This is a genomic window from Acinetobacter sp. Marseille-Q1623 (genome assembly GCF_902809895.1).
In the GTDB taxonomy this organism is placed as follows: domain Bacteria; phylum Pseudomonadota; class Gammaproteobacteria; order Pseudomonadales; family Moraxellaceae; genus Acinetobacter; species Acinetobacter piscicola_A.
The window spans coordinates 85,595-105,229 of the sequence record NZ_CADDWG010000001.1; the positions used below are offsets into that span (position 1 = coordinate 85,595).

Consider the following 19,635-nt stretch of genomic DNA (forward strand, 5'->3'; position numbering starts at 1 on the left):
AAGAAAACCTCCAATTTGGAGGTTTTTTTACCGCTTTTATTTATGCATGATGCGAGCTTTATCACGTTGCCAATCACGGTCTTTTTCAGTGGCACGTTTATCGTGAAGTTGCTTACCTTTCACTAAAGCGATTTCGATTTTGACTAAATGACCTTTCCAATAACAGGCTAAAGGCACACAAGAATAGCCCTTTTGATTCACTGCACCTTGCAGTTTCTCAATTTCACGTCTAGACAGCAATAACTTACGTGTACGTGTTGCCTCAGGTACCACATGCGTAGATGCTGACAAAAGGGGTTGAATTTGTGAGCCAAACAAAAACGCTTCATTATTTTTAAAAATAATATAACTTTCTGTAATAGTCATGCGACCTGCGCGTAAAGACTTGACTTCCCAACCTTGCAAAGCCAAACCTGCTTCAAATTTTTCCTCAATAAAATAATCATGGCGAGCACGTTTATTCTGTGCAATGGTGCCACCATTATTTTTTTTAACTACAATATTTTTAGACATAATTCAAAATTTCCAAGATTAATCTTATTTTGCCTCAAACTTGGCTGTAGGTGAAGTGCTTTCATTTGCATTGAGATAGTTCGCTTAAAAATAAGTTTTTGTTAAACTATGCATCTACATAAACAACTAGAGTAAAAATGGATGTCTAAAACTCGTGTCATCTATCCTGGAACATTTGATCCTATTACCAATGGACATGTCGACTTAGTTGCCCGTGCTTCACGAATGTTTGATGAGGTTGTGGTCGCAATTGCAATAGGACATCATAAAAACCCTGTATTTACTCTAGAAGAGCGTGTGGCATTAGCACAAGAATCATTACGTCATTTACCCAATGTTGAATTTGTGGGATTTGATGGACTTTTAGTGAATTTCTTTAATGAGCAAAAAGCCACTGCTGTTCTGCGTGGTTTAAGAGCTGTTTCAGATTTTGAATATGAGTTTCAGTTAGCAAATATGAACCGCCAGCTTGATTATCATTTTGAAACAGTATTTTTGACGCCATCAGAACAATTTTCATTTATTTCATCGACAATGGTGCGGGAAATTGCACGTTTAAAAGGTGATGTGCATAAGTTTGTACCACAATGTGTGGTCAATGCCTTTGCACACAAAATTCAACAAGGTTGGTAGAGTGTCTTTAATTATTACTGATGAATGCATCAACTGTGATGTGTGTGAGCCTGTTTGTCCCAATGAGGCGATTTTCATGGGTGAGCTCATCTATGAAATAAATCCTGACTTGTGTACAGAATGTGTGGGGCATCACGACCAGCCGCAGTGTGCATTATTTTGTCCAGTCGACTGTATTCCAAACGATCCCGATCATGTGGAAAGCGAAGAACAACTGATGGACAAATATAAAAAACTGATTGCTCAAAAAAGTGCGAGCAATTAACACAAAAATTTGTTAACATGCGCCCCTTGAAGTGAGCCAGACGATCGCTGCTGTGGAGATCTCCGTGATTGAAGCAGGGGAGGAAAGTCCGGGCTTCATAGGGCAGGGTGCCAGGTAACGCCTGGGCGGCGAAAGCCGACGGCAAGTGCAGCAGAGAGTAGACCGCCATCTTTGCAATTTCCTTTCGGGGAAACCAAGAGAGATGGTAAGGGTGAAAGGGTGCGGTAAGAGCGCACCGCGTGTCTGGTAACAGTTCACGGCAAGGTAAACCCCACCAGAAGCAAGACCAAATAGGAATCCTGAGGCACGGCCCGTGCTGGATTCGGGTAGGTCGCTTGAGCGTATGAGTGATTGTACGCCTAGAGGAATGATCGTTCACGACAGAACCCGGCTTATCGGCTCACTTCAAACAAATTTTTAAAATTAGTGCTTGACGTATTTATCAGAACAACAGATAATGCGCCCACAGTTTTAGGCTATGTAGCTCAGTTGGTTAGAGCACCGCACTCATAATGCGGGGGTCACAGGTTCAAGTCCCGTCATAGCCACCATTTTTATAGACCATGTTTCCAAAAACATGGTCTTTTTTTATCTGAATTTTATGATTTAAAAATCCAAACTCGACATTTGTTCAACAGCAATGTTCTGTCCTTGCTCATTTTTGTCAACGCTATACATATTGAAATGACTTTTTGATGCTAAACCAAATTGAAATTTTGAAATGAGTACAATCATTGTATTGGTCTTTGCAGCAAATGCTGTAGGTCGAAGACGTTGTAAATTATCTACAAACTGTTGTGCAAAAAATGGATTATTCAAAGTTTTTGGGTCATTGACCTGAATTTCAAACATGCGCAATGTAAATTCAGGGTTTGGATCTCCAATTTCTTTAATCGAGATAATCTCTGGTTGCATACTTTTTAATTGAGGATTTTCAGTAGCACTGAAGTCACCCATCTCAATAAACATCCAAATGCTATAAGTGAAGCTGACAAGGACGAAGGCACCTGCAAAATAGAGATGTTTATTCCACATTTTAGCGACGGTTTGATTTGGCTGAGGAGAGGTGTTAATCACAACACTTTGTGCAATAAAATCATGTACTGAGCGGCGATTATGGCGATTAAATAGATAAAAATAGACAATCAGGCATTGTAGTATCGCAAGTAGGCTTGTACAGCCCCATGCGAGAGTTGCGGGCATATAATTGCTGATAGACATCAAGCATGTAGGTGCAAATAAAATGGCAGCTCGTAGCAATGATGGCAAGACGGCTAAGTATTCTCCATTGATTTGCGTCACTTGAATTTTAAGTAATTGTTTGGCAAAAGTTTGCCCTTGATGTAAATGGCTATTGAGTAAACCAAAATATAAAATGACAATCAAATAACCAACAAAAATACTGACGATAGGGAATTTAAATAATAAATCACCTGAAACACTTGCGATGACCCAACAGAAAATACCAACGAGAATGCTATCAATGAAAAACGCGAAAAATCTGCGCCAAAAACCTGCAATATATGCTTGAGCTGAAGAAGACAAACGAGATCCCTTTAAATTTAATTAAAACTAAAATTGTTAGAATGTATGGAAATTGTGCGATAGCTTAATGGATCAGTACATTTTTGTGAATATAACTATTTCATTGAATCATCATCAATATTGAATTGAAATTAAGGTGTGCTGAATCGGTTTGCTTGCTCAGCTCCTCGACTAAAATTTATTTTGGCAGCTTTCTTGTTCTAGATGAAATTGCATCTGTGTTTGAAGCGTGTATAAATCATGGAGATTTTTTGATGCTCGGGCAAAGCAAAAATTTGTTGATCAACCAGATTGAGCTTTTCCATAGAAATTTGCTGTGATGCACAATAACGTCCTACAGCACGGTCATGGGCAAGTTGTTTTTTTATCTGTTATTTTTTGATAGGTGAATTTTTTCACCTAATATCTTATTGTTTGATGATTCATTATATAAAATACGAACTGAAATAAAAAAGATGAGAAAAACGATGACACAAGCACAACGGGTATATTGTGCCATCATTTGGGACCCTGTTTTAGATGAGTTGGCTGAAAAATTAACAGAACAGGAAATTCAGGTATTAAATCAGTATTGTTATGGTTGGGAAATGAGGAATTTTTAGCTTGTGATCTTTATGATGCAAAATCTAAGCTCATCAAAAAATATGGATTGAAAAAGTTTTTCAGCATTTGGAATGAAGAAGATGCAAATAAGCGAAGGTAGGTAAATCTAAAAAATATTTGCATCCCATCGTTTGAAGAGAAAATTATACCATTCAGTAAAAGTGAATTAATATAAATTTAAAGTTTGCATTGCCTTATCCTACAGTGGAAATTTTAAATTTCTATGCGTAGGCGATGCCTTACTCTTGCGCTTCAAACAAAGCAGTGCTTTGTTCTTGCTCAGGATGAAAAGTAACAAAAATCCTTTGTTAGACAAAGGGTACATCCATGTAACCCTTGTCTAACGGCGACATCCCTGTCGCCTCACGGTAGCATGATCCTGTTTAAAGCAATTGGTGCAGAAAAGCAAAAGTGGCTGAGTCATATGTAGTTAATTTAACAGATTGGTATTATTCACATTGAATGCTATTGGCATCAAGTTTAATTTTGGGAAATTGTTGATCATAGATGGTTAAAATACGTTGCATGTTTTTTTGATCAAACACCTGTTGTTGTAATTGCTGAATTTTATGTGTGTTGAGATGTTGCTGGGCACACTGTAGCGCAATGCTATTTTCTTTAGCAATGTCGAGCTTTTGATTCTCTTGAATCTGTTCAATGTGAACGAGTTTTTGTTGGGCCTTACTCAGTTGTGCAAGGCTTCTTTTTTGTTGCATGCTGAGCAAGTGTTGTTGATTAATCCAACGGGCAACATCCATACGCACGCCGTTATAATCGACAAAAATAGGGCTAATGAGTTGGCATGCGGGCAGTATCGGCATCAATAGTGCTAACATCAGTATTTTAATTTTCATCATCAAAAACCTAAATTCAATTGATTGGATTTATTTTGCCTGATCATTACAATAAAAATGTATTAATTTTAAACATTTGTTTTTTGGTTGTTTAAACTATGAGCGGTAGTGCATTACAGTGCTTGACGATGCATTAAAAAATTTACATAATGCGCACACAGTTTAAGGCTATGTAGCTCAGTTGGTTAGAGCACCGCACTCATAATGCGGGGGTCACAGGTTCAAGTCCCGTCATAGCCACCATTTTTATAGACCATGCTCACCGCATGGTCTCTTTTTTTGTACCGCATAAAAATTAAAAAAAGATCAATAAAATCAAAGAAAATTAGTTTTTATCAAGATGTTGATTGATATAATTTTCAATGAATTTCTGCGTGTTTTCATCTAAATAAAATGGTGCAATGAATGCACTGATGATGTCATCTAACACCCCATTTTTATCTAATGCTGCTAGACAGAAAGGGGCAAAACGTTGAGCTTCTTTGAACAAATCTGCCTGACTTAAACTGACCGCATGTAAAAGTGCTTGTAATGAATATTCGCTAAAATACTCATAAAAAGCATCCACGATATGAAGAATAATCTTTTGCATGTAGGGGATTTGACGTAAATGCTTCCATGTTTCATAGGCCAAAATAAAAAATTCTTCTAAATCGATGGCTTCAAACTGAGAAAATGTTTCTTGTAAGGTTTTAGTTTTAATTTCAGACCACAACTGTAAGGCTATTTCTGCTAATTCATCATTGGGTAATAAAATAATATTGCCGATTTGATGGCGGATTGCTGTGGCAAGTTGTTGCTCTAATTTAAGCTCAATGGAATGTTGTTGATCTTGTAAGTAATTTAATACTTTGCCGCCGATGCTTTGATTACGCACATTGAGTTTACGGAAATAATCTAACCAAGGTGTATTGCTTTCTAAAATCTGATTGGCAAGCTGCAAGCTGATGAGTTTAATTTGTGAATTTTCATTTAAATTTTCTTGTAGATATTGGCGTAATTGTTGTAATTCTAAAATTTTGTATAGCCAAAGCTCAAAATGTTCATCGGATAAAAAATCATTAAATTGAGCTGCACTTAGGGTTGCAGTTTGGTGAATTTTTTGTGCACTAAAACCGATGAACTCTAAAATATCTGCACCTAGATTAAGTTCAAATGCATATTTTTGTACAACTTCATGCAAAGACTGACGCTGAATGACATCTTTTAAATAGATTTTGTCAGCATGATTGTAGACTTTTTCAATAAAGTTTTGGAGATAGCTTTGGTCTTGAGGATCTCGTAATTTTCGTTTAATGAAATGGACTTGCTCAAGCAAAAGTGCTTGAGCAAAGTCTTGGCTAAAACTTGGTGAAAGCTTTAACAAGGGCATGAGGATTAGTTCCCTGCTTTCCAGCCATTGACAATTGGATAGCGACGTTCACGACTAAAAGCACGTGAGCTAATGCGTGGTCCAATTGCACCTTGGCGGCGCTTGTACTCATTGCGATCAACGAGTTTAATCACTTTTTCAACCACGTCTTTATCAAAACCTTTGGCAATAATGTCATCTTGACTTTGATCTTCTTCAATATAGGCATACAAAATGGCATCTAAAATGTCATATGCAGGTAAAGAGTCTTGATCTTTTTGGTCAGGACGAAGTTCTGCTGATGGTGGGCGCGTGATGACACGTTCAGGAATCACCGCAGTTTCACTCAAACTATTACGATATTTTGCAAGTTCAAACACAATTGTTTTATAAACATCTTTGAGGACTGCAAAACCACCGACCATGTCACCATAAAGTGTGCAATAACCCACAGCCAATTCAGATTTATTTCCTGTAGAAAGAACTAAATTTCCAAATTTGTTCGACAAGCCCATGAGTAATGTACCACGAGCACGTGCTTGAAGATTTTCTTCAGTCGCATCCGCAGGTGAGTTACCAAAGAATGGATAAAGTGTTTGCATAAAGCTGTTGACGATCGGGTGAATTTCCGCGATGCCAAAAGTCACGCCCATACGTTTCGCTTGCTCTGCAGCATCTTCTACGCTGATTTGTGAGGTATAAGTATAAGGCATCATCACAGCTTGTACTTTGTCAGCGCCAATGGCATCAACCGCGATGGCTAAAGTTAATGCAGAGTCAATTCCACCTGAAAGACCTAAAATCACACCTGGGAAACCTGAACGTTCGACATAGTCACGTGTAGACATGACTAAGGCTTGATAGATTTCAGCCATCGTGTCTAAAGCAGGCGTGGTTTCTACTGCTTTATAGGCTTTGTTTTCAACTTCATAATCAACAATATAAAGTTGTTCTTTATAGCTTTCGGCACGTAAAGCAACATTACCTGTGTTGTTAATAACAAAGCTTGAACCATCAAAGATTAAATCATCTTGACCACCCACTTGATTGGTATAAATCAAGTGAATATTCATTTGTTTTGCTAATTCTTGCAGGGTTGCGATACGGTGCTGTGGTTTACCGACTTCATAAGGAGAAGCATTTAAAACTAAAACACTTTCAACATTTAACTGCGAAAGTTGCTGTACAGTATTGAGTGACCATACGTCTTCACAGATTAATACACCAAATTTATGACCTAAGTATTCAAAAACAAGGTGTTGATGACCTTCATTAAAATAACGTTTTTCATCAAAAACGCTATAATTTGGAAGATTTTGTTTATTATAAATGCCGAGAATTTGTCCGTCTTTCATCACAGCAGCAGCGTTGTAACGTTGACCATCTTCAGTTGCATTTACAAAGCCAAAAACCATCACAATATCTTTAACTGATTGTAATTGTTCAAAAGCTTGAGCTGTACGTTTGTTCACACTTGGGCGAAGCAATAAGTCTTCAGCAGGATAGCCAATAGTGGCAAGTTCTGGGAAAACGATAATATTTGCATTTTGTTTTTTTGCTTGATTGGCTTGTTCAATCATTTTTTGAACATTTGCTTCGATATTACCAATGTGTGGAGAGAATTGCGCGAGAGCAACTTTAAAACTTTTCATTTAAACTTTGTCCTATTCCTATAGGGTAGTAAGAACACAACAGGTTGATTTATATCTATATAGTTATTCAACTGTGTGTAATTTAACATTCACAAACACTGCCAAAAGGCGCAAAATAAAAAATGATTTTCATGATAAAAATCTTTATTTCTTGCATGGCAAAAACTACAGATTTAAGCTATTTTAACGAAAATAAAGCCAGATGCTAGAGATTTAAAAAAAATGTCAAAAACTTATCTATCATCTTGTTAAATTTAACAGATTTTTAATGAAAAAATGAAGAATTTTGAGGATTTATTTTTAAGAGGATCCTAGGTAAACAAGAGCAGGATTTGGGTTGTAAAAAGTAAGCAGTTATCTATTTTATATACATCGCTGAATTTAAAATAATATTGGGTATTTTTTTTAAGAAAATATCCTTGGCAATATCACCTTGTTGTTCAATATTGTACGCCCAGTACTTTTTATTGGCTTCTAGCGTGTAGTGATAAGGATTGTATTTACCATAACTTGCATATAATGCGATTTGTAAAATGGCACCTTTGAGTAGTACATTGACTTGATGTTGATATTGATAAATATGAGCCATTTCATGGATGAAAAGTGCTTGAATAGATAAACTTTCTTTTGAAAAATCATGACAAAAATCGGCATCTTTCATATGAATGCAGCCATTGGGCGCCATTAAAATTCCGACAGGTTGCCATGGGAGATAAGGCTGATTCATGACTAAAACTTTTGAGTAATCAATCAGATCACCAAAAACAGAACGGCTAATTCGGATTTCACCTTCAGTTAAATGACGACATTTAAATAATTCAATTTTTAAAGCTTTATATAGCCATTCATGAAAATCGAACACAGTATAAACCTTGTGATTTAACGCATTTGAAATTATAGCGAGACTTAATGGAGAACTCGATATTTTTATCAAGATGTCATATTAAAAGTTTATAATTTCAAATTAAAAAAAGATTAAATACTAGGGATTATCAAGCTAACGACGTGTTATCAATAAAAAAATAAGCACACATTCTCAGTTTAAAAATATCCTTAGAGGTCAAAATTTGTTAATAGGTGTTATTTCTAAAAAAATTGTCTGACAAAATTTAATAAAGTCACAAAATGCAAATTGAATGACCTGAAATGCTAATAGCATTTGATAAATCTTAGCGTAATTTTTCATGCATTAAATCGAGTTTTTACTCCAAACATGAGCAAGGCTTCACATAAAGCTGTGCTTATATTAATCCAATAAAAGAGTATATCGCCATGTTATTCGCTAATCCGGTTAAGTCTATATTTTCAAAGGTATTTACAGGTTCTCCATTTGACTTGGAAAAACAAACACCTATTATTCCAATTCGTCATATGAAATTTGATTTTGAGCCGCAGAAACTTGATCCAAAATTTTTTATGGATGCAGAGTTAGCGAGTGCATATTTTGCTTCATTATCAATCTTTTTAACTTATGGTGAAGATTTGGTGATTGATACTGCACGTTATCATCGTGACTTTATTCAAGACCCTTTACTGAAGCAGCGTGTTACCTCATTAATTGGTCAAGAAGCTATTCATTCTAAAATGCATGAGGAAATGAATGATGCATATATGGAAATTGATCTACCTGTAAAATTCTTTCGTTTTTTAGCGAGTAAAGTTTTTGATTATGGTTTTAATCGTTTACCTCAGCCTATGAAATTATCTTTAATGGCAGGTATTGAACATTTCACTGCTGTTTTAGCTGAGTATATGATGAACCATGAAGAAATTTTCTTCCGTTCTCATGATGAAAAACAACGTGCCATTTGGATGTGGCATATGTTAGAAGAATCTGAGCATAAAGATATTGCATTTGATGTTTTCCAAACATTATCAAATAATTATTGGCTACGTATTGCAGGTTTTTTCCCTGCATTAATTACCATTTTGGTATTAATTTCTGTCGCTTCAACCATTGTGCCTTTTTATCGTAAACCGTCTAATTTAATTAGTTGGAGTTATTGGAAAGATATTCCACACAGCTTTAGTTTAATTTTTGGTTTAAAAGATGGTGTTTATGGTAGTACAGTGAAACATATTTTTGATTACTTACGCCCAGATTTTCATCCAAATGACCATGATACAACCGAGTTCTTAGAATATTACAAAGACACTTTATTGAACCCTGAAACAGGTGTGTTAGCACCATATTTTGTTAAAGAATTTATTCCTGCATTACGTAATTAAGTTCATCAAGGATTGGAAAAAATATATGGGAATTTTCTTTAAAACAAAAAAGCCATCACAGAACTCCTATGCTGTCGTGACGGGTGCAGGCAGTGGTATTGGACGTAGTTTTGCTATGGAATTGGCAAAACGCGGTGGAACGATTGTTTGTGCAGATATTAATCTGGATGCTGCACAAGAAACAGTACATTTAATTGCAAGCCAAACTTCAGGTCAAGCATTTGCTGTGCAATGTGATGTGACAGATCAGACACAAGTTAAAGCATTGTCTGAAAATGCTGAAAAGTTAATGAATCATGTAGTCACTTTAGTCATCAACAATGCTGGTGTAGGGTTGGGAGGCAAATTTGATGAGGTTTCACTTGAGGATTGGCAGTGGTGTGTCAATATTAATCTTTGGGGCGTGATTTATGGTTGTCACTATTTTGTCCCTAAGTTTAAACAACAAGGTTATGGTGCAATTATTAATGTGGCTTCAGCAGCAGGTTATACAGCAGCACCTGAAATGACTGCATATAACGTAACGAAATCAAGTGTGTTAGCACTTTCTGAAACGTTATCAGCTGAGCTACGTAAAGATAAAATCAGTGTTAATGTGCTGTGTCCAACATTGGTACCGACTAATATTATGAAGAATGGTCGTTTGCCAAAACAGTATGCAGGTGTTGCAGATGATTTGTTAACCAATCATGCATTTACAACGAGTGATAAAGTGGCACAGAAAACACTTGATAATCTTGATGCAGGCAAGCTTTATACCATTCCCCAACCAGATGCAAAACTCTTCTGGCTCATGAAGCGTGCATCCCCAAGTTTATATGCAAAAATGTTGGGTATTGGATACCCAATTTTTAATCGATATTTTAAGTAATCTAAAGTTTGAGTAAAGAAAAATGACAACAGAAACATCAGTAGACACTTTATCTGAAGAAAATACGACTGAGAAAAAGTTGAAACAGACCACCGTTGAAGATGTGAAAAAAGTGACACAACCTGAAGTGGTAAAAGCGGATCACACAGTTGCAAAGGTTGAACTACAAGAAAAAGCTGTAGAGAAAGATGTAGTAAAAGCAGAAGTGAAAGTAGACACTCAAGCTGAGCCCAAAGTTGCAGCAAAAGCGATTGAGAAAACACCAAGCAGTGAACAAAAATCAGCAAAAACAGTTGAACAAAAAGCAACTGCACCTAAAAAATCTGAACCAGTACGTGTCTTTGATACGATCGTAGTGGGCGCTGGGATTTCAGGTATTGCTGCTGCATATAAAATGAATCAGGCGGGTTATACCGATTACATCGTACTAGAAAAAGCAGATCGTGTCGGTGGAACCTGGCGCGATAATAATTATCCAGGCTGTGGCTGTGATGTGCCATCTGCATTGTATTCATTTTCTTTTTCACCAAGCCATAAATGGAGTCATTTATTTGCGAAGCAACCAGAAATTCTCAGTTATTTAGAGGAGGTTGTAGAAAAGCATAATTTGGGTGGGAAAATTGAATTTGGTAATGAGTTACTGAGTGCTCAATGGGATGAAGGGCAACAGGTTTGGAATTTAGAAACTTCAAAAGGGAAGTTTCAATCGAAAACAGTCATTTTTACAACAGGTCCAATTACTGAACCATCTATGCCAAAAGTGAAGGGCATTGAAGGCTTTAAAGGTAAAATGTTCCATTCTGCACGTTGGGATCATAATTATGATCTCAAAGGTAAACGTGTAGCCGTGATTGGTACAGGTGCATCAGCGATTCAATTTATTCCGCAAGTACAACCATTAGCAAAAGAACTATTTGTATTTCAACGTACTGCACCTTGGGTTTTACCAAAAGCTGATCGTGAATTAGGAGATACCGCAAAGGGTATTGTGAGCCGTTTCCCTGTTATTCAACAAACTTGGCGTAATAGTATTGCACAAATTTTGAATGGCATTAATTTTGGTTTACGCCATCCAAAAATTTTAAAACCTGTTAATTTTTTAAGTAAGCAATTGCTTAAATTACAAATTCAAGATGAAAAATTACGTCAAGATGTAACCCCAAACTTTGATATTGGTTGTAAGCGTTTATTGTTTGCTAACAATTATTATCCTGCTTTACAACAAGATAATGTGAGCTTAATTCCACATGGTTTAGTTGAAATTGATGGTAATACGGTGATTGCTGCCAATGGTGAACGTCACGAAGTTGATGTGATTATTTGGGGAACAGGTTTTGAAGTTTCTCATCCCCCTATTGGGCAGCGTGTCAAGAACTCTGATGGTGTATTGTTATCGGAGTTGTGGAAAGATAGTTCTCCGGAAGCTTATTTGGGTACAAGTATTGAAAAAGTGCCTAATGCATTCTTGGTCTTGGGTCCAAATATTTTAGTGTATGACTCTTTCATTGGTATTGCAGAAGCGCAACTTGATTATATTATCAGTGGCTTATTAAAAATGCGTGACCAGAAAATTAAACGTCTTGAAATTAAGAAAAATGTTGTGCGTTATCATAATTTAAAAGTACAAAAAAATCTGAAAACGACTGTATTTAATGCAGGTGGTTGTAAGTCTTATTATTTAGATCAAAATGGTCGTAACTTTGCAGCTTGGCCATGGTCATTGCAAGAGTTAAAAAACCAGTTAAAAGATTTAGATTTGAAGCATTACCATACAGCATCATAATTTATTTAAAAAATTTTAGCCCTAACTTAGTTTAGGGCTTTTATTTTTGTTTAATCTAAAAATAATGATTTCAGCAATCAAAAGATTAACTGTCCAACCTAACCATGCTTCAAGTTGGTAAATATGAAGTGGTGTAAGCCAGTCAAAATAGGGTTGTAGGTGATATAAAGCGATTTTCCAAGTTCTTAAACTTAAGGCTGAAAGTCCTAAGGCAAAACTGCGAATCATCCAATTGCGGTGAACTTTCCATTGTTTTTGAAAAATTTTATACAGAGCAATACAGGTAGTTACTCCCCATAAAATACTGAGGAGGATAAAGCATAGCTGTGTTTGCCAACCTCCTGCGGCTGAAAATGCCATAATAAAGCCGCTAGGTAAGGCAAAGGCTAAGACACTTATGATGTAAAGCCAACCACTATAACGATGGATTTTGGGGAGTTTTTGTCTAATTTGACTCGAAAATTGAGTGAAGCCAGCGATTAAAATTAATGAACTGACAATGACATGAGCTTGGAAGGCAAAGCGCCAAGGTTGCGTGTGAATGACGTCTTGTTTTAAGGCTAGAAAATTAGTGTCATTTTGCCAAGGAAAATACTGTAGGCAAATTTTGACCATGAGTATACCCAAATATAAATAAATCATCAGTATAAAAATTAAGATGACTTGGTTGAATTGTATTTTTTTCATGGTTGTATTCTGCATGATTTATGCACGATTAATACGAGTAAAATAGCGGTGAAATGGTCGCTAAATATCTTGATAAATTTTTACGTTTTCAATCTTAAAAAATTTTAAAGTTGCATTAAAATTATAGTGTAAATTTATATAAATACATACATAGGTATAACAATGAAAAAGCAATTATTTATGTTTTGCTTGTCTTTATTTGCGATGCAATCAAGTTTTGCATTGAATATACAACAGCTTAAAACATCTTGGTCAGGTATTTATGATGGGCAAAAAATAGGAGTGTTTATTGAGTCAATTGATGGTAATCAGGTCAAGGGCTACAGCATTTTAGGTAAAAATAAGCAGAATTTTTCAGGAAAAGTTCAAGCAACTTCACAAGGTTATAAAATCACGGCGGTTGAAAGTGGTCCTAAGGCAAGTAGTGGTACATTTATATTTTTAGTCAATGCAAATCAGCCTAAAACATTACAATCGAGTTGGGAATCTACAACCGCTAAAGTAAAACCTAAATATTTTGAATTAAAACCACAACAGTGTCGTTATGCAAAAAATGAAGGTTCATTTGCAGAGGCTTCAAATCGTTTACTTAAAGATGCTGATTTACAACTTCCACCTGATGAGCTTGATTATATGCGTAATAGTATTTATGCACGTCATGGTTATTCATTTGCCAATAAAGAGATCGCAAATGCTTTTAGTGAAGCAGATTGGTATATGCCATGTAGCACTAATGTTGAAAATCAGCTTACACAAATTGAAAAGACCAATATTCAACGAATTAAAAAAGTTCGTCCTTATATGGAAAAGATGGAGTGGGGGCGCTAATAAAACTGAAATTGGGAAGGGACTTTTAATATTAATCTTTCGATCCATCAGTGATTATTTTGGTTTTTGCAAAAAGTCTATTGTGCTATTGATTTGAAATAGAGAAAGCAAACTTATGATGAAAAAAAGTATTTGTTTGATGGTTGGCATGTTTGTATGTTCTACAGGCTTTGCAGCAGCGCTTACAGCAAAAGACATTATCTCAACGATAACGAATCTAGATGATTCTTATGCGACACCCAAAAATGCAATTGATATTAATAAGACACAGGCTGTACGACTAAAATCAGGAGAAGTTGCCTATTTGTCTGGTGTAGAATTTGAAGATGCAGGACGCAATTTTTGGGGTGGTTATATTTTAACTCGACCAAAGTTAAAGCAGTCACAAATTCTTGAATATGGCGGGCAAGCCAATAGCTTTAAAATCTATAATGCTCAAGCTAAAACCCAGCCGATTCAACTTGTGCAATTGACCTCTGCAAGTTCTGGTCAGGGTGAAGTATCTAGTCGAGATGACTTAGTTTATTTTGATGGGTGGAAAGCTTATGTGGTAGCGACAGCTGAATCGTCAAGTTATCCAGGGCGTTATAGTGAAAAGCTAGGTGAGGAAGATTGTAAAACTGGCGAGAATATTGAAAGTACATTAAAGCTAGTGGCTGATGCAGATTATGTATTAAGAACCACTAAGACATCGAATGCGTGTAAAGGCGCTAAAGTCACCATAAAAGAAGATAAAATACCTTTTAAAATACGCTAAATTGAAGTGATAAAAAAACCACCAAAAGGTGGTTTTTTTATGGTCAAAGCGTATAACGAATTAACGTTTGATATCGCGTTGAACTTCGCCAGTATAAAGCTGACGAGGACGACCAATTTTGTAAGGTGCGCTGTGCATTTCTAACCAGTGGCTGATCCAACCAACAGTACGTGCAAGAGCGAAGATTACAGTAAACATTTCTGTTGGGATACCAATCGCTTTAAGGATGATACCTGAGTAGAAGTCTACGTTAGGGTATAAGTTACGTTTGATGAAGTATTCATCAGAAAGTGCAATACGTTCAAGTTCCATCGCAAGTGCTAATTGTGGATCATTGATACCAAGAGCGCTTAGAACTTCGTCACAAGTCTCTTTCATTACTTTCGCGCGTGGATCGAAGTTTTTGTAAACTCGGTGACCGAAGCCCATAAGTTTAACTTCTTTAGTTTTCACTTTTTCCATGAAGTCAGCAACGTTTTCTACAGAGCCGATTTCATCAAGCATCTTAAGAACAGCTTCGTTTGCACCACCGTGAGCAGGTCCCCAAAGTGCAGAGATACCAGCAGCAATACATGCGTAAGGATTTGCACCAGTAGAACCCGCTAAACGTACTGTAGAAGTAGACGCATTTTGTTCATGGTCAGCATGAAGTGTAAAGATACGATCCATTGCTTTAGCAAGGATAGGGTCTACTTTGTAATCTTTATCAGCAGGTGTAGCAAACATCATGTATAAGAAGTTTTCAGCGTAACTTAAATCGTTACGTGGATACATGAATGGTTGACCTACTGTATATTTGTAACTCCAAGCTGCAAGTGTAGGAATTTTTGCAATTAAACGGATTGCAGTGATTTCACGATGATTAACATCTTCAACATCGAAACCGTTGTGATAGAACGCAGAAAGCGCACCCACAACACCAACCATGATTGCCATAGGGTGAGCATCACGACGGAAACCGTTATAAAAGCGGCTAACTTGATCGTGAACCATAGTGTGGTTACGAACTTTTGCTTCAAATTCAGCTTTTTGTTCTGCTGTAGGAAGCTCACCGCTTAATAATAAATAACAAGTTTCTAAGTAAGATGCTTGAGTTGCAAGTTGGTCAATTGGGTAACCACGGTGTAAAAGAACACCTTTACCACCATCGATGAATGTGATTTTTGATTCACATGCAGCAGTTGCCATAAAACCAGGATCAAAAGTAAAGTGACCTGCGGCCAATACATCTTTAACGTCGATTACATCTGGGCCCAATGTACCACTGTAAATTGGTAATTCAATTTCTTTGCCATCAAGTTGTAAAACGGCTTTTTTGCCAGTTGCTGCAGACATTCAATTGATCTCCTGTCCTGGTGAATGTTTTATCTAACTTGTGATTGTTATTCATTACCAAACAAGTTAGACAGATCAAAAATTGCTATTAGCTTAGTGAGTACTGAAATTTTGTCAATTATACTTATGGATAAAAAGTGACATAAGCACAGTAGCTTAGTCATACAATTTCATTCAAATATTTTCAAATAAACTTGCAGTATCGGCTCAGTATAATAAGACAAATTCTCGAATTGGTGCATAAAAATAATTATTGTTGCTAGACAAAAAAAGCATTTAAAGCCCAAATTTGTTGAAATTTTAAATATTGTGGTGAAAGTGGGAAAAATTTAAAACCATCTAATAATCACAACTTACAAATAATAAAAAATGAAGATGAGTAAAAAATAAGCGTAAAAATAGCAGAAATATTTTTTTTCATTTTAAATATTGATTGACTAAAAAATGGTAAAAAAAAGATTTTAATTGAATAAAAAATAATCTTTGGGTTAAATTTTGAGCTAAAAATTGCTGTTAAAATAGGCAAATATATTTATTTAGCAGTGTTTATTTGATTTATTCACAAACTAAGTGCTTATTTCTAATGATAAACTATGAAGTCAAATCACTTCTTTGTGATGATAGGTATTTATTAAAAAAATAATTATCAAACTTTAATATATCAATACCATTATTTTAAATAAAATAGAAAATGATTATAAGTGATGATTTTTGAATCGAAAAATAGTCTAGGTAAAGTGTTGTGCTTTAGTCTTAATTTCAAGTAATTAAAAAAAGCGGATGGGTTTTTAAATATTGTTTTGAAAAATAATGACATAGCTTAATAAAGGTGGTTAAGTGTTGTGGAATAAGTGCTTAATTTTATGTAAATGATTCTTATTTAGGATTATTTTTATAAAAAAGCTAAATTGCATCGTTTGTATTTTGACAGTGCACGATTTATAATTCGGTGTCGTTTAAAAAGTTTAGGCAATTTGCTTGCCTAATAATGCCAGCTTTCCTTCGAATTAATTCCAACAAACTCCGGATGGAGTTTTTACTTACAGGATGCCCGCTGTGAAAAGCAACAGACCTGTCAATTTGTCCATGGGTCAAGTTTTAGATGTAAACTTAAAATCCCCTGTGGCTATTGCATCAATTCTACACCGTCTTTCTGGTGTCATCGTATTTTTACTCGTACCGGTACTATTGTGGCTTTTAGACAAATCTTTGTCTTCGCCTGAAGGTTTTGCGCAAGTGCAAGCAATCTTTGGCGGCTTTATCGTACGTTTTGTTGTATGGGTGTTTGTAGCCGGCTTATTATTCCATTTGATTATGGGTATTAAGCACTTACTTGCTGACCTCGGTTTTGCTGAAGAACTGCAAAGTGGTCGTGTTGCAGCTACAATTGCATTAATTTTGGCTGCGATTTCAATCATCGCATCATTTGTATGGATTGTTCTCTAATGAAAAGTGCTACAGGTTTAACGGGTTCAGGTTCTCGTGATTGGTATATCCAACGTGTGAGTGCTGTTGTTCTAGCTGTTTATACTGTTGTTGTGCTTGGTTGGATTCTTTGCAATGGCGGATTTGACTACGAACAATGGAAAGGCTTCATGATGACACTTCCAATGAAGATTTTATCTTTATTGGCTGTTTTCTCGCTTGTTGTACACGCTTGGATTGGTATGTGGCAAGTATTCACTGACTATGTGACTACGCGTCAAATGGGTCCTTCAGCTTCAGGTTTACGCATCGTGTTAACATCAGCAGTGATTATTGCTGTAATTGCATATGCAATCTGGGCAATCCAGATTTTTTGGGCGAATTGATAGGAAGATGTCATGGGCGCTATAACCCCTAAAGAAGATTACACAAATATTCCACATCAAACATTCGATGCAGTGATTGTTGGTGGTGGTGGTTCAGGTATGCGTGCATCTTACCAACTTGCTCAAGCTGGTTTGAATGTTGCGGTACTGACTAAAGTATTCCCAACACGTTCGCATACGGTTGCAGCACAAGGTGGTATTGGTGCATCTCTTGGTAATATGCAAGAAGATAATTGGCACTACCACTTCTATGATACGGTTAAAGGTTCAGACTGGTTAGGTGACCAAGACGCGATCGAGTTTATGACGCGTGAAGCACCTCAAGTTGTGTATGAACTTGAGCATCTAGGTATGCCGTTTGACCGTAATGCTGATGGTACAATTTATCAGCGTCCGTTTGGTGGTCATGCAGCGAACTATGGTGAAAAGCCAGTTCCACGTGCATGTGCTGCTGCTGACCGTACAGGTCACGCGCTCCTTCATACGCTTTATCAAAGCAACGTGAAAATGGGTACTCAATTCTTTGTTGAATGGATCGCACTTGATCTTATTCGTAATGAAGAAGGTGATGTCCTTGGTGTAACCGCAATTGACCAAGAAACAGGTAAAATTGCAGTATTCCAAGCAAAAGCAACATTGTTTGCTACTGGTGGTGCTGGTCGTGTTTACCGTGCATCTACAAACGCATATATCAATACTGGTGATGGTCTTGGTATGGCAGCTCGTGCAGGTATTCCATTACAAGATATGGAATTCTGGCAATTCCACCCTACGGGTGTTGCGGGCGCAGGCGTATTGTTGACTGAAGGTTGTCGTGGTGAAGGTGCAATTCTTCGTAACAAAGACGGCGAACCGTTCATGGAGCGTTACGCACCAACTTTAAAAGACTTGGCACCACGTGACTTCGTATCACGTTCTATGGACCAGGAAATTAAAGAAGGGCGTGGTTGTGGTCCTAAAGGTGATTATATCCTTCTTGATATGACTCACTTAGGTGCAGACACAATCATGAAACGTTTACCATCTGTATTTGAGATTGGTAAAAAATTCGCAAATGTCGATATTACTAAAGAAGCGATTCCTGTAGTACCAACAATTCATTATCAAATGGGTGGTATTCCTACGAATATTCATGGTCAAGTGGTTGTTCCTGAAAGCCGTGAAACGACACCGCTTGAAGCGAATTATAATAAATCGACTGATGTATATTCACATAATGGTGGTGAGCGTAACTTCACTAAACCTGTAAAAGGTTTTTATGCAATTGGTGAGTGTTCTTGTGTATCTGTACATGGTGCAAACCGTTTAGGTACGAACTCATTGCTTGACTTAGTTGTATTTGGTAAAGCGGCAGGTGAACACATCATCGACTACGTGACTAAACATCACGGCGATGAATATGCGCCATTGCCTACAACAGTGCTTCAAAATACTTTAAAACGTGTGAAACACCTTGATGAGTCAACTTCAGGTGAAAATGCACAAGAAGTTGCAGATGCAATCCGTGACATCGTTCAAGATCACGCAGGTGTATTCCGTACTCAAGCATTGCTTGACGAAGGTGTAAAACAAATCCTTGCGATTGAACCGCGTGTACGTAACATTCATTTGAAAGACAAATCTAAAGTATTTAACACTGCACGTATTGAAGCTTTAGAAGTTGAAAACTTGTATGAAGTTGCAAAAGCAACCTTGATTTCTGCTGCTGCACGTAAAGAATGTCGTGGTGCACATACGGTTGTAGATTATGAATTACCACCTGATCATGCAGATTACCCATATGGTCGTCGTGATGATGAGTGGATGAAACATACTTTATGGTTCTCTACAGATAATCATTTAGAGTACAAGCCTGTACGCTATAAACCATTACTTGTAGATCCAATTCCACCTAAACCACGTACATTCTAATTGGGAG

At 36.6% G+C, this 19,635-nt stretch carries 19 protein-coding genes, 2 tRNA genes and 1 other RNA gene; 14 read left to right on the forward strand and 8 right to left on the reverse strand.

All coding sequences use genetic code 11. The features are described 5' to 3' along the window. Positions 1–36 precede the first annotated feature (36 nt). Entirely contained in the window at positions 37–513 is a 477-nt protein-coding gene (smpB, locus tag HUV91_RS00435) for an SsrA-binding protein SmpB (RefSeq protein WP_130074606.1), read from the reverse strand. 141 nt (positions 514–654) lie between these two features. Between smpB and coaD the strand changes: the two genes are divergently transcribed. The 4 genes from coaD to HUV91_RS00455 all read left to right on the forward strand — a co-directional run bounded on the left by coaD (position 655) and on the right by HUV91_RS00455 (position 1,962). Beyond that, the gene (gene coaD / locus HUV91_RS00440; protein ID WP_130074607.1) at positions 655–1,146 is read left to right on the forward strand and encodes a pantetheine-phosphate adenylyltransferase; all 492 of its coding nucleotides are present in this window, start codon (positions 655–657) and stop codon (positions 1,144–1,146) included. 1 nt (position 1,147) lies between these two features. Next, positions 1,148–1,411 carry a YfhL family 4Fe-4S dicluster ferredoxin gene (locus HUV91_RS00445; protein ID WP_174492178.1) on the forward strand — a complete coding sequence of 88 codons (264 nt, stop codon included), beginning with the start codon at positions 1,148–1,150 and terminating at the stop codon, positions 1,409–1,411. A 28-nt stretch (positions 1,412–1,439) separates the two neighbouring features. Then, positions 1,440–1,822: RNase P RNA component class A (gene rnpB / locus HUV91_RS00450), an RNA gene on the forward strand. A gap of 63 nt (positions 1,823–1,885) precedes the next feature. Further along, positions 1,886–1,962: transfer RNA gene (locus HUV91_RS00455), tRNA-Met, on the forward strand. Between the two features lie 55 nt (positions 1,963–2,017). Here HUV91_RS00455 and HUV91_RS00460 read toward each other — a convergent pair. Further along, entirely contained in the window at positions 2,018–2,956 is a 939-nt protein-coding gene (locus HUV91_RS00460) for an RDD family protein (RefSeq protein ID WP_174492179.1), read from the reverse strand. Between the two features lie 467 nt (positions 2,957–3,423). Here HUV91_RS00460 and HUV91_RS16660 point away from each other — a divergent pair, with 467 nt between their 5' ends. Beyond that, the gene (locus HUV91_RS16660; RefSeq protein WP_267313463.1) at positions 3,424–3,558 is read left to right on the forward strand and encodes a hypothetical protein; all 135 of its coding nucleotides are present in this window, start codon (positions 3,424–3,426) and stop codon (positions 3,556–3,558) included. Between the two features lie 450 nt (positions 3,559–4,008). Here the strand turns inward: HUV91_RS16660 and HUV91_RS00465 are convergent, their stop codons facing one another. Continuing rightward, entirely contained in the window at positions 4,009–4,416 is a 408-nt protein-coding gene (locus HUV91_RS00465) for a hypothetical protein (protein WP_174492180.1), read from the reverse strand. Positions 4,417–4,579: 163 nt separating this feature from the next. On the opposite strand from HUV91_RS00465, the gene HUV91_RS00470 reads away from it, so the two are divergent. Continuing rightward, positions 4,580–4,656 (forward strand) — tRNA-Met (locus HUV91_RS00470). A gap of 82 nt (positions 4,657–4,738) precedes the next feature. Here HUV91_RS00470 and HUV91_RS00475 read toward each other — a convergent pair. From HUV91_RS00475 to HUV91_RS00485, 3 genes are all read right to left on the reverse strand, one after another. Further along, positions 4,739–5,785, reverse strand: a complete 1,047-nt coding sequence (locus HUV91_RS00475) for a hypothetical protein (RefSeq protein ID WP_174492181.1) — start codon at positions 5,783–5,785, stop codon at positions 4,739–4,741. A 5-nt stretch (positions 5,786–5,790) separates the two neighbouring features. Further along, positions 5,791–7,416 carry an NAD+ synthase gene (locus tag HUV91_RS00480; protein WP_130074637.1) on the reverse strand — a complete coding sequence of 542 codons (1,626 nt, stop codon included), beginning with the start codon at positions 7,414–7,416 and terminating at the stop codon, positions 5,791–5,793. Positions 7,417–7,774: 358 nt separating this feature from the next. Then, positions 7,775–8,278: a hypothetical protein gene (locus HUV91_RS00485; RefSeq protein ID WP_174492182.1), complete on the reverse strand. Its 504-nt coding sequence runs from the start codon at positions 8,276–8,278 to the stop codon at positions 7,775–7,777. A gap of 410 nt (positions 8,279–8,688) precedes the next feature. Here HUV91_RS00485 and HUV91_RS00490 point away from each other — a divergent pair, with 410 nt between their 5' ends. From HUV91_RS00490 to HUV91_RS00500, 3 genes are read left to right on the forward strand one after another with little or no spacing between them, the layout of a single operon-like run. Then, entirely contained in the window at positions 8,689–9,645 is a 957-nt protein-coding gene (locus tag HUV91_RS00490; protein WP_130074639.1) for a metal-dependent hydrolase, read from the forward strand. A 25-nt stretch (positions 9,646–9,670) separates the two neighbouring features. Further along, a complete protein-coding gene (locus HUV91_RS00495; protein ID WP_174492183.1) occupies positions 9,671–10,516 on the forward strand; it encodes an SDR family NAD(P)-dependent oxidoreductase in 846 nt (281 codons plus the stop codon). Between the two features lie 22 nt (positions 10,517–10,538). Beyond that, the gene (locus HUV91_RS00500; RefSeq protein ID WP_174492184.1) at positions 10,539–12,299 is read left to right on the forward strand and encodes a flavin-containing monooxygenase; all 1,761 of its coding nucleotides are present in this window, start codon (positions 10,539–10,541) and stop codon (positions 12,297–12,299) included. A gap of 21 nt (positions 12,300–12,320) precedes the next feature. On the opposite strand, the gene HUV91_RS00505 is transcribed toward HUV91_RS00500, so the two are convergent. Next, positions 12,321–12,986 (reverse strand): DUF2306 domain-containing protein, encoded by a 666-nt coding sequence (locus tag HUV91_RS00505; protein ID WP_174492185.1) that lies wholly within the window; start codon positions 12,984–12,986, stop codon positions 12,321–12,323. Positions 12,987–13,148: 162 nt separating this feature from the next. On the opposite strand from HUV91_RS00505, the gene HUV91_RS00510 reads away from it, so the two are divergent. Continuing rightward, positions 13,149–13,814 (forward strand): YARHG domain-containing protein, encoded by a 666-nt coding sequence (locus HUV91_RS00510; protein WP_174492186.1) that lies wholly within the window; start codon positions 13,149–13,151, stop codon positions 13,812–13,814. Positions 13,815–13,929: 115 nt separating this feature from the next. Then, positions 13,930–14,571 carry a hypothetical protein gene (locus tag HUV91_RS00515; RefSeq protein ID WP_130074643.1) on the forward strand — a complete coding sequence of 214 codons (642 nt, stop codon included), beginning with the start codon at positions 13,930–13,932 and terminating at the stop codon, positions 14,569–14,571. Positions 14,572–14,631: 60 nt separating this feature from the next. On the opposite strand, the gene gltA is transcribed toward HUV91_RS00515, so the two are convergent. Further along, positions 14,632–15,906 (reverse strand): citrate synthase, encoded by a 1,275-nt coding sequence (gltA, locus tag HUV91_RS00520; protein ID WP_130074644.1) that lies wholly within the window; start codon positions 15,904–15,906, stop codon positions 14,632–14,634. Between the two features lie 1,047 nt (positions 15,907–16,953). Between gltA and sdhC the strand changes: the two genes are divergently transcribed. The 3 genes from sdhC to sdhA are packed head-to-tail and all read left to right on the forward strand — an operon-like array spanning position 16,954 to position 19,628. Beyond that, positions 16,954–17,352, forward strand: coding sequence for a succinate dehydrogenase, cytochrome b556 subunit (gene sdhC, locus HUV91_RS00525; RefSeq protein ID WP_130074645.1), 399 nt, complete (start codon positions 16,954–16,956; stop codon positions 17,350–17,352). Beyond that, entirely contained in the window at positions 17,352–17,717 is a 366-nt protein-coding gene (gene sdhD, locus HUV91_RS00530) for a succinate dehydrogenase, hydrophobic membrane anchor protein (protein WP_130074646.1), read from the forward strand. The genes sdhC and sdhD overlap by 1 nt, the downstream gene beginning before the upstream one ends. Positions 17,718–17,729: 12 nt before the next feature. After that, positions 17,730–19,628, forward strand: coding sequence for a succinate dehydrogenase flavoprotein subunit (sdhA, locus tag HUV91_RS00535; RefSeq protein WP_130074647.1), 1,899 nt, complete (start codon positions 17,730–17,732; stop codon positions 19,626–19,628). Positions 19,629–19,635: the final 7 nt, after the last annotated feature.

Excerpts from the sequence above, each read along its gene's own strand:
- HUV91_RS00490 (WP_130074639.1), top strand. The coding sequence starts at position 8,689 with ATGTTATTCGCTAATCCGGTTAAGTCTATATTTTCAAAGGTATTTACA.
- coaD (WP_130074607.1), top strand. The coding sequence starts at position 655 with ATGTCTAAAACTCGTGTCATCTATCCTGGAACATTTGATCCTATTACC.
- HUV91_RS00510 (WP_174492186.1), top strand. The coding sequence starts at position 13,149 with ATGAAAAAGCAATTATTTATGTTTTGCTTGTCTTTATTTGCGATGCAA.
- sdhD (WP_130074646.1), top strand. The coding sequence starts at position 17,352 with ATGAAAAGTGCTACAGGTTTAACGGGTTCAGGTTCTCGTGATTGGTAT.
- sdhC (WP_130074645.1), top strand. The coding sequence starts at position 16,954 with ATGCCCGCTGTGAAAAGCAACAGACCTGTCAATTTGTCCATGGGTCAA.
- HUV91_RS00505 (WP_174492185.1), bottom strand. The coding sequence starts at position 12,986 with ATGAAAAAAATACAATTCAACCAAGTCATCTTAATTTTTATACTGATG.
- smpB (WP_130074606.1), bottom strand. The coding sequence starts at position 513 with ATGTCTAAAAATATTGTAGTTAAAAAAAATAATGGTGGCACCATTGCA.
- HUV91_RS00465 (WP_174492180.1), bottom strand. The coding sequence starts at position 4,416 with ATGATGAAAATTAAAATACTGATGTTAGCACTATTGATGCCGATACTG.
- HUV91_RS00475 (WP_174492181.1), bottom strand. The coding sequence starts at position 5,785 with ATGCCCTTGTTAAAGCTTTCACCAAGTTTTAGCCAAGACTTTGCTCAA.
- HUV91_RS00480 (WP_130074637.1), bottom strand. The coding sequence starts at position 7,416 with ATGAAAAGTTTTAAAGTTGCTCTCGCGCAATTCTCTCCACACATTGGT.
- HUV91_RS00495 (WP_174492183.1), top strand. The coding sequence starts at position 9,671 with ATGGGAATTTTCTTTAAAACAAAAAAGCCATCACAGAACTCCTATGCT.
- sdhA (WP_130074647.1), top strand. The coding sequence starts at position 17,730 with ATGGGCGCTATAACCCCTAAAGAAGATTACACAAATATTCCACATCAA.
- HUV91_RS00500 (WP_174492184.1), top strand. The coding sequence starts at position 10,539 with ATGACAACAGAAACATCAGTAGACACTTTATCTGAAGAAAATACGACT.
- gltA (WP_130074644.1), bottom strand. The coding sequence starts at position 15,906 with ATGTCTGCAGCAACTGGCAAAAAAGCCGTTTTACAACTTGATGGCAAA.
- HUV91_RS16660 (WP_267313463.1), top strand. The coding sequence starts at position 3,424 with ATGACACAAGCACAACGGGTATATTGTGCCATCATTTGGGACCCTGTT.
- HUV91_RS00515 (WP_130074643.1), top strand. The coding sequence starts at position 13,930 with ATGATGAAAAAAAGTATTTGTTTGATGGTTGGCATGTTTGTATGTTCT.